The 15,023-nt window shown below is 45.1% G+C and carries 10 protein-coding genes; 5 read left to right on the top strand and 5 right to left on the bottom strand.

The window, feature by feature from the left end:
- Nucleotides 1-256: 256 nt before the first annotated feature.
- Nucleotides 257-3,991, top strand: coding sequence for a S8 family serine peptidase (locus LJ658_RS09070; protein WP_230546174.1), 3,735 nt, complete (start codon nt 257-259; stop codon nt 3,989-3,991).
- An 80-nt stretch (nt 3,992-4,071) separates the two neighbouring features.
- On the opposite strand, the gene LJ658_RS09065 is transcribed toward LJ658_RS09070, so the two are convergent.
- Nucleotides 4,072-4,569 (bottom strand): hypothetical protein, encoded by a 498-nt coding sequence (locus LJ658_RS09065; RefSeq protein WP_230546173.1) that lies wholly within the window; start codon nt 4,567-4,569, stop codon nt 4,072-4,074.
- Between the two features lie 158 nt (nt 4,570-4,727).
- Here LJ658_RS09065 and LJ658_RS09060 point away from each other — a divergent pair, with 158 nt between their 5' ends.
- From LJ658_RS09060 to LJ658_RS09050, 3 genes are all read left to right on the top strand, one after another.
- A complete protein-coding gene (locus LJ658_RS09060; protein ID WP_230546526.1) occupies nt 4,728-5,174 on the top strand; it encodes a MarR family transcriptional regulator in 447 nt (148 codons plus the stop codon).
- 105 nt (nt 5,175-5,279) lie between these two features.
- A complete protein-coding gene (locus LJ658_RS09055; protein ID WP_230546172.1) occupies nt 5,280-5,798 on the top strand; it encodes an FKBP-type peptidyl-prolyl cis-trans isomerase in 519 nt (172 codons plus the stop codon).
- A gap of 108 nt (nt 5,799-5,906) precedes the next feature.
- A complete protein-coding gene (locus LJ658_RS09050; protein ID WP_230546171.1) occupies nt 5,907-6,833 on the top strand; it encodes an FKBP-type peptidyl-prolyl cis-trans isomerase in 927 nt (308 codons plus the stop codon).
- On the opposite strand, the gene LJ658_RS09045 is transcribed toward LJ658_RS09050, so the two are convergent.
- The 4 genes from LJ658_RS09045 to dapF form a co-directional block, all read right to left on the bottom strand.
- Complete coding sequence (locus tag LJ658_RS09045) at nt 6,834-8,141, bottom strand: deoxyribodipyrimidine photo-lyase (RefSeq protein WP_230546170.1); 1,308 nt, start codon at nt 8,139-8,141, stop codon at nt 6,834-6,836.
- Between the two features lie 146 nt (nt 8,142-8,287).
- On the bottom strand, nt 8,288-9,193 hold the full coding sequence (locus LJ658_RS09040; RefSeq protein ID WP_230546169.1) for a TIGR01777 family oxidoreductase: 906 nt from the start codon (nt 9,191-9,193) through the stop codon (nt 8,288-8,290).
- Between the two features lie 151 nt (nt 9,194-9,344).
- Nucleotides 9,345-12,236 carry a DEAD/DEAH box helicase gene (locus LJ658_RS09035; RefSeq protein ID WP_230546168.1) on the bottom strand — a complete coding sequence of 964 codons (2,892 nt, stop codon included), beginning with the start codon at nt 12,234-12,236 and terminating at the stop codon, nt 9,345-9,347.
- Nucleotides 12,237-12,427: 191 nt separating this feature from the next.
- Nucleotides 12,428-13,213, bottom strand: coding sequence for a diaminopimelate epimerase (gene dapF, locus LJ658_RS09030; RefSeq protein ID WP_230546167.1), 786 nt, complete (start codon nt 13,211-13,213; stop codon nt 12,428-12,430).
- Between the two features lie 188 nt (nt 13,214-13,401).
- Between dapF and LJ658_RS09025 the strand changes: the two genes are divergently transcribed.
- A complete protein-coding gene (locus LJ658_RS09025; RefSeq protein ID WP_230546166.1) occupies nt 13,402-14,949 on the top strand; it encodes a Do family serine endopeptidase in 1,548 nt (515 codons plus the stop codon).
- Nucleotides 14,950-15,023: the final 74 nt, after the last annotated feature.

The raw sequence follows: 15,023 nt of genomic DNA, 5'->3' as shown, positions 1-15,023 counted from the left end.
GTTTTAAGCGGGTAAAAAAATCAACAAAAAGTATAGAATTTATTCCCCGGAAAAGGGTGCAAATTCTACGTTGCCGGTTGTTATTTATGGTTTAACGATTGATTATGAGCCTCGTATAAATCCTGCTCTTTAGTTTTATCAAAATGGTGTTTATGGATGGCAATAATGTTTGAAACGTAAAATTTCATTGATGATTAAAAATGCTGTAACTTGTTACCCGCTTGTTATAACCACCAGGCGATATCAAAATACGTATATGAATAAAATTTACCGTGGTGCGTTATTGTTTGTGTTAGTGATGTTTGCAAGCCGGGGATTCAGCCAGCAAATACTGGTTACCGATGCAAAGAAAAAGGAGCTAAATAATATCGCTGTCGCGGCAGACAGTTCGTATACCAGAAGCCATCAACAGGCGCTTTCACTGGCAAACAGCCATAGCTGGTTAGTCAACAGGCGTACCCGCAGGGGCGGGCTGGTATCCTTACTAAATATAACCAAACTGGGGTTTCCGAAATATTTAACGACGCATGACAACGCGGCTGCGGCGGCTACCACCGGTACCAACCAGCTATATCCCGGTGGTTCAACCGGGTTAAACCTGACCGGGTCAAGCACCTTTTTAAATAACAAACTGGCCATGTGGGATGGTGGATGGGTATATTCTGCCCATCAGGAATTTGCGGGCAAGGTAATATCTCTTAAAGACACTGCGACTATATTGGATCATGCTACCCACGTGGCCGGAACCTTACTGGCAAAAGGCGTTTATGCGCCGGCAAAGGGCATGGCTTTTAACATGGGCACCCTGTTATCATTTGATTATAATAATGACGTGGCCGAAATGAGCCGCAACGCAGCCGGCTTACTATTATCAAACCACTCTTACGGTGATATTGCCGGCTGGGATTACAACGACGCCCAGTCAAGGTGGGAGTGGTATGGCTTGCCGGGTGATTCGGTTGATTATAGTTTCGGTTTTTATGATTCGCGTACGGCGGCCTGGGATAAAATAGCTTATAATGCGCCTTACTATTTAATCGTAGAGTCGTCAGGCAACAATCATGGATATCCGGGCCCAGACGTGGGTGCGACTTATTGGGGATATGCCAGCCGCACCAACCCAACCATTGTAAACAAAGGCCCGCGCCCGGCCACCATAAGCAGCAATACAAGCTATGATGTTATAGCTACAACCGGCACCGCTAAAAATATCTTAACAGTGGGCGCCATAAACCCATTACCCAACGGCCCCGCAAGTGGCGCCGATGCCAAAGTAGCCTATTTTAGCAGCATAGGCCCAACTGATGACGGGCGCATTAAGCCTGATCTTGTAGCCGATGGCGTTAATATTTTATCTACCAGCAGCAGTGGTCCCCAATCCTATACTGCCGAGGACGGTACTTCCTTTTCGGCCCCGAACGTTACCGGTTCGTTGCTGTTATTACAGGAGTATTATGCCCAAAAAAATAACGGGGCGTTTATGCGCGCCGCAACATTAAAGGGGCTGGCCTGCCATACCGCTATTGACGCCGGGAATGTGGGCCCTGATTATATTTATGGCTGGGGGTTGCTAAGTATGCCTGCGGCTACACAGGTTATAACAGATAATAACGGCAAAAGCCTTATCAAAGAAAATACACTGGCGCAGGGCCAGGTGCAAACTTTTACGGTTGTTGCGTCGGGCAATGGGCCGCTGGCGGCTACTATATCATGGACTGATCCGCAAGCTACCGCAACCGCCGACGGGGTAATTAATAACCGTACCCCCAAACTGATTAATGATCTGGATATCCGCGTAAGCGACGGTACAACTAATTATATGCCCTGGGTTTTAGATGTGTTAAATCCATCGGCACCCGCAACAAGAGGGGATAATATAAGGGATAACATTGAACAGGTTTATATCGCCAACGGCATACCGGGTAAAACCTACACAATTACGGTTTCGCATAAAGCGGTATTACAATCAGGCGCACAACCTTATTCGCTTATAGTTACTGGTGTGGGCGGCGCAACGTATTGCGCGTCGGCCCCTTCGTCAACTGCCGACTCGCGCATCAATAACGTCAGCGTGGCAAATATCAACAACACACCCGCCGCGGGTTGTACTTCTTACAGCGATTATACCAACCTTACCGCACAGTTGGAGCAGGGTAAAACTTACCCTTTAAGCCTAGCCCTGGGTACCTGCGGTAGTAATTTTAATAAGGTTGCAAAAGTGTTTATTGACTGGGACAACAACGGTATTTTTGATGCGGGCGAATTAGTTGCAACAACTAATATCATAAACGGAACAGGTACCTATAATACCAATATCACCATACCAACAACGGTAATACCGGGTAATTTTAGCCTGATGCGCGTTGTATTGACCGAAACCAGCGACGCCACTACCATACAGCCATGCGGTACTTATGCCAAAGGCGAAACCCAGGATTACCGGGCGCTGTTTTTGAAAACCAATACCGATGCCGGTATAAAAGCAATAGTTAACCCACAGGCCACCGGTACCTGCAGCGGAACCACGTCTATCACCGTTACGGTTAAAAATTATGGTGCGGGCCCGATTGCAAACATCCCGCTTACTGTATCAATTAAAGCGGCAGACAATACCGTAACCAATATCAGTGAAACCTATACGGCTACACTTGCACCATTACAGGAAGATAACTTTACTTTTAGCACCACTTTTAATTTTGTTGCCGGTGCAACTTATACGGTTACAGCCTCGGCAGCCTTGCCTAATGATCCTTTTAGCGGCAATAACCAGGTAGTACAAAATGTGACCATATTTACGCCGGGCGCACCGGTTAATCTGAGCGCGGTTTACTGTAATAATATCAATCAGCACATACTATCCGGCGGCGGCGACGGTACCTTGTTCTGGTATAAAAACAGCAATGATGCCTTGCCAATTGCCTACGGATCTGACGCGCTGACAGCGGTTGCGCCTGTAAACAATACCTATTATGCCGGTTTAAATGATTTTACCGCTACGGTTGGCCCGGCCACTAAAAATATATTTTCGGGTGGCGGTTATAACCAGTTCTCGCCGGCTATCAAAGTTTATACTGCGGTTCCTGTTATCATACAAAGCGCCCGGTTATACGTGGGTAACCCGGGGGTAATTACCTTTAATGTAACCGATGCCTTTGGCAAAGTGGTAGCTACTACCAGTATCAACGCCCAGGCAACCAGGTCAAACCCGCAAGCCGGGGCATTGCCCGATGACCCCAACGACCCTGGACGGGTTTATAATTTAAACCTGTTGCTGCCGGCCGCAGGTAGTTATACCATTACACCTGTTTATGATGCCAGCGTTACGCTATACCGTAATAATGCCGGTGTAACCGGCTACCCGTTTAAAGTGGGTAATATATTTAGTATCACCGGCAATGATGCCGTACAGGGAACGGATACCACTTACTATAAAGGATTTTACTATTATCTGTATAATATCCAGCTTAAAAGTGCAGGCTGTAAGTCAGCTGCCAGGCTGCCGGTAAGTTTATCCAGGCCGGTTATCACCCAATCAGGCACAACCTTAACGTCAAGTTTTGCCGGTGGCAACCAATGGTATCTGGATGGCCGGCCCATTGACGGCGCTACCGGGCAAACTTTTATGGCGCTGCAAAGCGGCAATTACCAGGTTATGGTTACGATAAATTCCGGCTGTGCGCTGCTGTCAGATGTGTTTAAATATGCGTTAACGGCTTTACATCCGGGTACTGATACCGACATCGGGCTGGTTACTTTTCCTGAGCCGGCAAGTCAGCAGCTAAACGTGGTTTTTACCGCCAAGACAGCGGATAACCTCACCCTGTCGCTGATACAGAGTAACGGTGCCCTAGCGTATACTAAAACACAAACCATATCGGCCGGAAATTTCAGTACGGTGATAAATGTAGGCAACCTGGCAGCCGGAGCTTATGTGCTGAAAGTTGTACTGGGATCGAAGGTGTATGCCGAGAAGGTGTTGATAATGCGGTAAGAAACGTGTATGCCGGCTTAAAATATTAAAATCAGCTTTGTCAATTTTTAACATTGACAAAGCTGATTTGCGATTACCCGCTATTTAAAAATGTACTTTATACCCAAGCCCGGCGCCAGGTCAAAGAACGGACCGGTAGCCAGTTCGACCCGAGGATTAAGATCAAGGCTCACGGCTATGGGCGAGTTGGGTATCAGGTATTCCAAACCTATGGCACCATCGGCGCCCAATAATAATTGCGGCTTGGTGTAAATCCGGTCATCGCCGTTAAAGGTACGGTAGGTGCCTGAACCAACAGAGCCGATGTGCGCGCCAAAACCATAATAAAATTTCAGTTCAGGGACATGAAATGCTTCCTGATGAATTTCATACAGGCCGGTAAAAACCACGCCGCTTTGCCTGAAACCAAGCAGGCCTTCCAGCGCTACGCTTTTATCTAAAAAATATTTGCCGGATATACCGTTTTCATAACCGCCGAATTTTAAACCGGCTGCTGCTTTATAGTCCTGCGCATTTGACCGCGCGGTTGTAAATAAAAAAGCAACTGCAATAAGTAACAGGTAAGTTGTGTTTTTCATGATACTATAACGTGAGTTTTTTTAATTTATGCTAAAGACATCTAAAAGACGGCAAGGTTTAATAACCGCCGGCACGTTTGAAACAAGCTATCAGTGTCATAAAATTTACTTACAATTGCGTAATAAAAACAGCTAAGTTTATATCAATGCAGGGCAGTATAAAACATCAGGAAACCATTGACTATTTTTTGAAAATAGTTTGGCAAACCGTAGCAAACAAATACAACGCCCTGGTTACTGATTTTGGGATAACCCAGTCAATAGGTTATTTGTTGATCAATATTGATGAAGAAGAAGGCACCACGGTATCGCAGGCAGCCGCCCTGCTTGGCTTAAAATCAACCAGCCTGTCGCGGATGCTTAATCAGCTGGAAGAAACCGGGCTGATCTACCGTGAATCAAATCAGGGCGATAAAAGATCAGTTAAAATATATTTAACCGCACTGGGTAAAGAAAAACGGCATCAGGCCCGCATTGTTGTAAAACAGTTTAACAATTATTTGAATGCCCATATCAGCGAAGCTGATAAGTTGTATCTGACGGATATGCTAAAAAAAATCAATCAGCTAACGTTAAACTACAAGCCTGACAGCCCCGATAAATAGCTTATAATATTGCAAACCCCTCAACGTTTGATATTTTAAATGTTAAAAAGTGTTAAGCTGCCGTTTTTGAATTATAAAAGAATAAATTTGCCCTTTGGAAACGTAATGAATAGGGTTGCATTAATAATATTGCTTTTTTGCCTGGGTTTTTCGGCCTGTAAAAAAACATCAGAAGGTGGTTTGGCAGGGTATAAGGCACAGGCGGCTATTGATGACAAGATCGTTGCCGATTATTTAAAAGCTAATCCCTCGCTTGTTGCAACTAAAATTGACACCTCGGGTGTTTACTATATTGTAGAGCAGCCGGGGACAGGTAATGATTTGTTTACCAACTCAACCCAGGTTACTGTGGGTTATACCGGAAGGTTATTACCAGGCGGACAAATATTTGCACAAACAAATGATTTTCACCCGTCGTTTGTATTGTCGCAGGTGATAAAGGGGTGGCAACTGGGGATCCCCCAAATTAAAAGGGGTGGACAGGTGAGATTGCTGGTTCCATCACGATACGCCTACGGGCCTGCCGCGCAACCGCAGCTTGGTGTGGTGTTTGGATTGAAAGACGGATTGCCGGCAAACGCGGTGCTTGATTTTGATATCCAGTTGTACGATATCGTTAATTAATAAACAACCGGCACTGAATTTTTCAGGACCATATATAAAATTAAATAGCTTATAAAGCATAGGCCCGCAGATTAAGAAAGTGCCGGGCTTTATGAAACATACATACAAATGAAACAAACTACTTTTACTTTTTTATTATTTGCTGTTATAGCCCTGGTATCGTGCCGTAAGGATAGATATGATCCAACCATCAATCAGTATGACGAGGACCAGATCAAAGCCTATATAAGTGCCAACGGAATAAGCGGGATGACGCGCGATACCTCTGGTATATATTATAAGATCATTAACCCCGGAAGAGATACAGCATTAAAATATTCAAGCAATATATCAATGGTTTTTACGGTACAGAGTATTGATGGTAAATATGTATCAACGGATACAATTGCCAATCATTATGATGGTTTCCTGGGCCATGTATCCTCTACCACTTATCCTCTGGGCCTTGCGGTAACGGGTTTGCAGGAGGCTATCTATAACAACCTTAAACATGCCGGCGGCATTATGCGGGTTATTGTACCGTCAAGGCTGGCTTATGGTGTTTCGGGCGCGGGAGTGGGTAGCAGTACCGTAACTACGGGCCGGATCAATGGTAATCAATGCCTTGATTATTATGTTCATATCATCGGCGACCAGGCTGCACAAAACGCCTACGATCAGTTGGTTATAAAAAACTATATAACCACTAACGGTTTAACCGGCATGAAGCAGGACCCTGATGGTTATTGGTATTCAATAGATGAGCCCGGGACAGGAACCGTGCCTATTACCAATAATAGCAGTGTTGTGGTAACCTATACAACATGGCTGCTTAACGGCACCATTGCCAGCCAGTTTAATGATGCAGGCGGTACGGGTTTTGATATACCCGATTTGATACCGGGCGTGCAAAGCGGGCTGAAAAAATATGGAACTGCCGGCTCGTTGATGACGTTTTTAATACCATCATCATTAGCTTATGGTAAGCTGTCAAGCAGTATCCCGCCAAATAGTATTGTAAAATACGGTGTAAGGGTAATTGGCGTTTCTCCCTGATTATTGATTCAGGGCGGCTTTAAAGGCTTTTAAACAGCGGTCGCGCGCGAAGGCGTGATCAACAATGGGTTTAGGATAGCTGCTGAAATCAGCATACTCCGGAACCCATTTTTTGATGTATTTAAATTCCGGATCAAAACGTTTTAACTGCGCATCGGGGCTGAAGATCCTGAAATATGGAGCAGTATCTGTGCCCGAACCGGCCGCCCATTGCCAGCCGCCTACGTTACTTGCCATTTCATAGTCGAGCAATTTGGCAGCGAAATAGCGCTCGCCCCAGCGCCAGTCGATCAACAGATCTTTTGTTAAAAAACTGGCGGTTAACATCCGGATACGATTATGCATAAAACCGGTTTCATTCAGTTCGCGCATGCCCGCATCAACCAGCGGGAAACCTGTTTCGCCCCTGCACCAGGCCTCAAACTGGCGCTCATCATTGATCCATTTGATCCGGTCATACTCCGGCCTGAACGCCTGGTCCACCGTTTTAGGGAAATGATGTAATATCATCATATAAAACTCGCGCCATATCAACTCATTAAGCCAGGTTTTTTCTGTGGCATTATTGGCATCAGTTACCAGTTTACGGATGCTGACGGTACCAAACCTTAAATGTATGCCGATATGCGAAGTGCCCCTTATAGCCGGGTAATCGTGTTTTTCGGCATAGTTATCTATAATAGTTTCATAGTTTTTACCCGGGATGTCCTGCCTGCTTAGCTCAAAGCCAATATCCTTTAAAGCGGGCATAGGCAGGGGCACTGTTTTAAGCAGGTTGTTTAAATATTTTTTTACGGGATAAGATCCCAGGTAAAAATCATTCAGCTTTTGCTTCCATTTACGGCTGTAGGGGGTGAAAACAGTATAGGGCCTGCCATCGTCCTTAGTCACCTCATCCTTTTCAAAAATTACCTGATCCTTGTAAGTTTTAAAGGCGATGCCCTGCCCGGTCAATAATTTGCCAATAGCTTCATCGCGTGTTTTGGCGTAAGGCTCATAATCATGATTAGTATAAACTGCCGCAACGTCGTAATCTTTTAAAACCTGTTGCCAGGCTTGGTCCACCGGATCATGAATTACCAATAAACTGCTGCCATGTTGTTGCAATTTGTTATGCAGATCAACAAGGGTATCATAAATAAAGGTTACCCGGGTATCGTGCCTGTTATCCAGCTGATTCAATATCGCCGGGTCAAAAATAAACAGGCATAGCACCGGGTTGCCGCTTTTTAAGGCATGATAAAGGCCTGCATTATCATCCAGCCGCAAATCCCGACGAAACCAGAAGATGGTGGTTTGTTGTGTCATTATTATTTAAATGTGTTATTGCTGGTTTTGACCCGGGATGTTCCGAAGTGTTCCGGGGTGTTCCGGAGTGTTCCGCTTCGTTCCGGGGTGTTCCGAAGTGTTCCTGGTGTTCCGCTTCGTTCCGCTCACGCAAAGTGGAACACCTGTTATTTATAGATCTCTTTCAATGCCCACATCAAAGTAGGGTATTGAAACTTAAAGCCCATTTCCTCAATTTTTTGTGCCGATACTTTTGTACTGTTTAAAACAACGGCGCTCATTTCGCCCAGTATTAGTTTTAAGGCAAATGCGGGCACTTTGGGCAGCCATAAGGGGCGGTGCAACTCGCCGGCGATAGCTTTGGTTAGTTGCTTATTGGTAACCGGGTTAGGTGCTACCATGTTATAGTCGCCGGTTAAATTTTCGTTCTCTATCCCATAAAGATACATCCGGATAACATCACGCTCATGTATCCAGGGGATCCACTGTTTACCATTACCCAACGGCGAGCCAAAGCCAAATTTAACCGGCCCGGCCAGTTTGGCTAATGCGCCGCCCGTTGCATCCAGCACCACGCCTGTGCGGAATTTTACTATCCGCAGGCCCAAACTTTCGCCGGCATCAACCGCATGCTCCCATTGCAGGCAGCAGTTGGCCAGAAAATCGGTGCCGGGGGCGCTGTCTTCGTTAAGTAACTGGTCAGCCCTGTCGCCATAATAGCCCGTTGCCGATGCCGAGACCACCGAGGTTACCTGGTGGTCCCTGCTTTTTAACACCTTATAAATAAGCCCGATTGATTTGGTGCGGCTTTTTATAATTTCTTCTTTGCGCTTAGCTGTCCACCGGCTATCGGCAACGCCGGCGCCCGCCAGGTGTACAATGGTGTCAACACCATCGATGCAGGCCTCGTCAATTTCGCCATTGTTAACATCCCATAAATAAGTGGTAATGTTTGGGTGCGTGCCGGGTTTACGGCTAAGGTGGCTAACCCTATAGCCTTTATCCAGTAAAAGTTCGGTAAGCTTGCGGCCAACCAAACCCGTGCCGCCGGTTAATAATATATGCTTGCTCATTTTTTAGCAGGTAGTGTTTGATAGTTTACAATTTGGCCAGCCGTTTCCTTATAAATATTGGAACTGTGCATCCGTGTTTAAGGGTAACAAGAAAGTGGGGTGGGTGTTTGGCTCCCCGCTAGATCTTCCCAAGGGTGGATAGCGGAAGAGGTTACCCAAGTATCTCTTTAATATCATCTGCGGACAGCGACTTGATAAAGCTCTCCTCGGTAGTGATCAGCGCGCGCGACATGCTAAGCTTGCGTTGCTGCAGCGCCAGGATCTTTTCTTCGACGGTATCCTTGGTGATGAATTTATAGATGAACACATTTTTAGTTTGGCCTATGCGGTGCGTGCGGTCAATGGCCTGTTGCTCTACAGCCGGGTTCCACCAGGGGTCGAGGATAAAAACGTAATCGGCTTCAGTTAAATTTAAACCTACGCCGCCTGCCTTTATCGAGATCAAAAATACGCGGGTGCTTTTATCCTCTTGGAACTGCTTAACCACGTCGCCGCGGTTTTGGGTGGCGCCGTCCAGGTAAACGTAGGGGATATGCTGTTCATCAAAATGCCTGCGGTAAATGCCCAGTTGTTTTACAAACTGCGAAAATATCAGCACTTTATGCCCGCCGTCTAAAACGGTGTTGAGCGTATGGGTAACGTTTTCAAACTTGCCCGAGTCGCCCTCATATTCCTGATCGATCATGTAGGGGTGATTGGCTATCTGGCGCAGTTTGGTAAGGCCCTGCAGTACCTGGATCTGGGTTTTGGCAAAGGTGCCGTCCTCCAGGCTTTTTAATAATTCATTGCGGTACTCAGATTTTACTTCTTCATATACCGATGCCTGTTCTTCGCTCATCTGGCAGTAGAACAGGTTCTCGGTTTTCGGCGGCAGCTCTGTAGCCACCTGTTCTTTGGTGCGGCGCAGTACAAAAGGTTTGATCAGAGCCTGTAGTTTGCGGGCCTTATCTTCGTCCTTTTTCTTTTCAATAGGGGTCACAAATTCGTTAATGAAATACTGTTGGGCGCCCAGCAGGCCAGGGTTGATGAACGACATTTGTGTCCACAGATCATTAACCGAGTTTTCAACCGGCGTGCCGCTTAGTATCAGCTTAAAGCGCGATTTTAGTTGCTTAACCGACTGGAATGATTTTGATGACGGATTTTTAATATTCTGGCTCTCATCCAAGATCACATAATCAAAAAAGAAAGCCTTAAACAGTTCAATATCTATCCGGCTAATACCATAGGTAGTTATCACCACATCATAATTGGCAAAAACCTCGGGCGATTTATAGCGGAACGTGCCTGTATGCACCATCAGCCTTAATTGCGGCGTAAATTTTTTAGCCTCGTTAAGCCAGTTGTAAATCAATGACGTTGGCATAATAACCAGCGATGTGCTTTTGCTGCCTTCGGCCTCGGTATCTTCTTTATGTTTTTGCAGCAGGGCCAGGGTTTGTATGGTTTTACCCAGGCCCATATCATCAGCCAGGCAGCCGCCGAAATGAAAGTTCTTTAAAAAGTGGAACCAGTTATAGCCCGCCTGCTGATAGGGCCTTAAACTGCCTGAAAAATGTTCGGGCATGGGCACCTCGTCCAGTTGCTCAAAATCCATTAGCTTTTGCAGCTTGCGGCTCATGGTAACTTCTGCCATTTCGCCGGCCAGGTCATTTACCAGGCCCAGATGGTGCCTGCGCAGTTTAAGCTGGTCGCCGCTTTCGCTAAAATGCAACAGGTTACCGTATTGCGAAAACCATTGTTCGGGTATCACGGCAATCTCGCCGGATGGCAGGACAAATTCTTTTTTATGGTTAAGAATATGGTTTTTTAACTGGATAAACGGGATACGGTACGGCCCGAAATTAACAAAGGCGTTGATATCAAACCAATCATTATCCTCTTTAACTTCGAGGTCGATTTTGCTGGTGCCAAAAACATAGCGTTTTTGCCCTTCGGGTTGTTCGATTATAAAACCCAGTCCGGCCAGCTCATCATGATGCTGGTTCAGCCATTCAAAAATAGAAAAGGCTTTATTTGTATCGTCATCATTATGTACCACCTCCAAATTCTGGAACAGTGACGAAACGGTTTTTAACCCCAATGCTTCCAATTGGGTAAGTTTATTCTTTTCCCAGGTTACTGAGCGTTTTATACGGTGAAACGTGTAACTGTCCCCGTCACGCTCCATACGTACCGAGATATGCCTGCCATCGCCGTAAGGAAAAATATAACCTGCATATTTAAAATAGAGCTGCAGTTGTGAGGTGCCGCCCTCAACGTATATGGGTTTCAACATCGGCAGCGCCTCGTGCTTTTCGGTGTCAATGGTAAAGCCCTCGGCATAGACGTTGTGCTTCTCAATAAGCGGCGCCACAAATTTTTCGAAATATGATTGTTCGGACGAACGCGGTATGGCGATGTACCGCTTGTTTAAAAATGGGAACAGCTTTTTTCCCTCAATCTCTTTATCAAAATAATAAAGGGTGTCGTCCATCAGCATCCAGGCCGGGTGGTTACAAATAATCTCGGCGTTTTTAAACATAAACTCAATCCGCATCCCCTGGTACTTAATGGTGGGGAAGTAACGAATCTCTTCTTCATTGCGCCTGAAATGGAACAACACAGAAGCTGCTTCATCGGCAATCTTTAATTTACGCTCTGCAGGGTAGCCCTCTTTGCTCATTAAATAAATCTGCTTGTTGCCCAGCAGGCCCAGCGCATCAGCCATTTTCTTTTCAATTTTTGGGCGGATGGTATCAAAAAGCTGTTCAGTAAATATCTTCGCAAAAAATTCGGACGGACGGATGGGCTTTTTGTAAAATCTTTTAATGACGTTACCCTGCTCAATCTCTTCCAGCAGTTTAATTAGTTTGACATCGGTATCATCGATACAGTGTGTAAACTCAATTGCCGTATTTGAAAACAGGCGCTGGTAGGTTAAAGAAAATTCGCCGTTGGGGTTTAACTGAACTATATGGGGTTCAATAACATAGCCTAAATATTCATGCCGGGCAATGGCATAAATTATCTGACATGGTTTTGAACTATCTACGCGTAACATTAGCTTCCTGAGAAAATTTTAGAGAAGCTACATCAACAAAAAATTCAAACGTAAACAGAATTTGCAGTAAGTGGAAATTTTTTGTGTTAAATAATTATTAACAGTGTGGATAAAGCCCTCGGTGATAAAATAACCTGAACTTATAGCTACAGATGAATAAGGTGACGGTATTGCCTGACAGATAGTGATACTTATATCTCCACCCGCCCTTCAAAAACCTGTACTGCAGGTCCTTCTAAAAAAATGTTGGTAAAGCTAATGCCATCGTAATTAAAGCGGATATTTAAATCGCCGCCTAAAACTTTTATGGGCGTTTCAATACTGCCGGTTTGGTTGTAATGTTTGGCCATGGCTAACGCCACAGCGGTAACACCCGTTCCGCAGGCATAGGTTTCATCCTCAACACCGCGCTCAAAAGTGCGCACAAAATAGCCGTTAGCTTTTGGTTCAACAAAATTTACATTGATGCCGTTAGCCCGGTAAGTATCGTTGTTACGGATGGCATGGCCTTCGGCATAAACATTTTTATTAGCCACATCAGTAGCCAGGATTACATAATGCGGCGACCCGGTATTTAACACATATGCATCAGCATCGTTGGTAATGGAATCAACATCAATCATTTGCAGGCTCACCCAATCGCCGGTTTCTGAAATTTTGGCATGATGCGGGCCGTCTACTGCCAAAAAATCTGTATCTGTTTTTATAATGCCCAAAAATTTTGCGAAGGCCACAATACAGCGCCCGCCATTGCCGCACATGCTGCTTGGCTGGCCGTCGGCATTGTAATAAACCATCTCAAAATCATAACCCTCTTTGGTTTGAAGAAACATAATACCATCGCCGCCGATGCCAAAACGACGATCGCATAAATGAGCTATCAGCTCTACATTGTGATGATCTAAAGCGTTTTGGCGGTTATCAACCAATATAAAGTCATTGCCTGCTCCCTGGTATTTATAAAAATGTATCTTCACACTTATTGGATTAAATTGTAGTTTTATCAGTCAAACAGCCGGCCAAAACAACAAAACCGGCCATTGGTTTAAATTTAACATTTTTTAACATAAGTTGCGATAACTTATTGTTGCAGATACCGTCTATATGGTATTAAATTTGAGCTGCAAAAATAGTATAACAGAAACAATAAATAAGGAATAATAAGATGAAAAGAATAGGTTTAACGTTATTAACGGCTTTTGTAGGCGGCGCCATGGCGCTGGGTACTTACAAATTAGTCGAGAAAAAGTATGCTGATAACATGAGCTTTGATGATAAGCAGCAGGTTTACTTTGCAAGTAATCACTTATCGCCCATTACATCATCAGCAGGTGAGGTTGATTTTACCCAGGCAGCTGCGGCGGTAACGCCCGCAGTTGTTTATATCCGCACAACTTACTCAAATTCGGCCCAGAATTCACAACAGGACGAATTGCAACGTATGTTTGGCGATATGTTTGGCCAGCGCATGCCGCGCCAAAATACACCGCAAATGGCTTCGGGCTCCGGGGTTATCATATCTCCTGACGGGTATATCGTAACCAATAACCACGTGGTGGCCAAAGCTGATAAAATAGAGATCACTACAAATAATCACCGCCGTTTTACTGCTAAAGTTATCGGTACAGACCCTAATACAGACCTGGCTTTAATAAAAATTGAAGCAAATGATCTGCCTATCGTAAAATTAGGTAACTCTGACGATGCCAAGGTAGGCGAGTGGGTACTGGCAGTAGGTAACCCTTTTAATTTAACCTCGACAGTTACTGCGGGGATTGTTAGCGCCAAGGGCCGTGGTATAGGTATTATCGGCCGTGATAATGACGATGAGGATAGCAACCCGTTTGGGCCAACCCGTAATTCAACAACACCTAAAGTTAAAGCCGGCATTGAGTCATTTATACAAACCGATGCTGCCATTAACCCTGGTAACAGCGGTGGCGCACTGGTAAACACCAAAGGCGAATTGATTGGTATTAACTCGGCAATTGCTTCACATACCGGATCATACGAAGGCTATGGATTTGCTATCCCGATTAACTTAGCCAAAAAAGTATTAAACGATATTAAGAAATATGGCGCGGTTAAACGTGGTTTAATCGGCGTTAGCTTCTCAGACCTGAGCGAGTCTGACCAGATTGGCGATTTAAAAACGGATAAAACCAATGGTTTATATATCCGTAGTGTATTGCCTGGTGGTGGCGGTGAAGCTGCCGGCTTAAAGGAAGGCGATATCATTACCAAAGTTGAAGGCGTTACCGTTTATGAATCGTCTGACTTGCAGGAGCGCGTGGGCCGTTTACAGCCCGGCGATAAAATTAACCTGACTATTTTACGTAACGGATCAGAGAAAAACATAACTGTAACCCTTAAACCTGAAGAGGTAACTGAGCGCAAAGCTGCGGTGATATCTAAATCAGCAGCCGAGTTATATAACAGGTTAGGCGCAAGCTTTATGCCGCTTACACCAAATCAAAAAGCCAAGTTCCATGTTAACGGCGGCGTTTTGGTTACCCAGGTACGTGAGGGCGGAATGTTTGACCAGTTTGAAGTTCCGGTTGGGTCGGTAGTTACCAAGATCAATCAACAACCAATAAACAGTGTTGCTGATATTGATAAAGCGATAACCAACGTTAAAAATGGCGCGGTTGTAATAAGCGGCCGTTATCCAGACGGCGGAACCTTTAACAACAGCTTTATGGTGGGCCAGTAATAATAACAAATATAATAGTGAAGAAACCCGGCTTAGTCCGGGTTTTTTTGTGGCCTAAATCTTCTCCCTAAAAA

The sequence above is a fragment of the Mucilaginibacter sp. UR6-11 genome, assembly GCF_020880695.1.
Lineage (GTDB): Bacteria > Bacteroidota > Bacteroidia > Sphingobacteriales > Sphingobacteriaceae > Mucilaginibacter.
The sequence above is the reverse complement of the archived record's forward strand: the minus strand, read 5'-3'. Positions and strand labels throughout refer to the sequence as shown.

What these genes read in the sequence shown, in the direction of transcription:
- LJ658_RS09025 (WP_230546166.1), top strand. Translation starts at nt 13,402, where the DNA reads ATGAAAAGAATAGGTTTAACGTTATTAACGGCTTTTGTAGGCGGCGCC.
- LJ658_RS09065 (WP_230546173.1), bottom strand. Translation starts at nt 4,569, where the DNA reads ATGAAAAACACAACTTACCTGTTACTTATTGCAGTTGCTTTTTTATTT.
- LJ658_RS09035 (WP_230546168.1), bottom strand. Translation starts at nt 12,236, where the DNA reads ATGTTACGCGTAGATAGTTCAAAACCATGTCAGATAATTTATGCCATT.
- LJ658_RS09055 (WP_230546172.1), top strand. Translation starts at nt 5,280, where the DNA reads ATGAATAGGGTTGCATTAATAATATTGCTTTTTTGCCTGGGTTTTTCG.
- LJ658_RS09070 (WP_230546174.1), top strand. Translation starts at nt 257, where the DNA reads ATGAATAAAATTTACCGTGGTGCGTTATTGTTTGTGTTAGTGATGTTT.
- LJ658_RS09050 (WP_230546171.1), top strand. Translation starts at nt 5,907, where the DNA reads ATGAAACAAACTACTTTTACTTTTTTATTATTTGCTGTTATAGCCCTG.
- LJ658_RS09040 (WP_230546169.1), bottom strand. Translation starts at nt 9,193, where the DNA reads ATGAGCAAGCATATATTATTAACCGGCGGCACGGGTTTGGTTGGCCGC.
- LJ658_RS09045 (WP_230546170.1), bottom strand. Translation starts at nt 8,141, where the DNA reads ATGACACAACAAACCACCATCTTCTGGTTTCGTCGGGATTTGCGGCTG.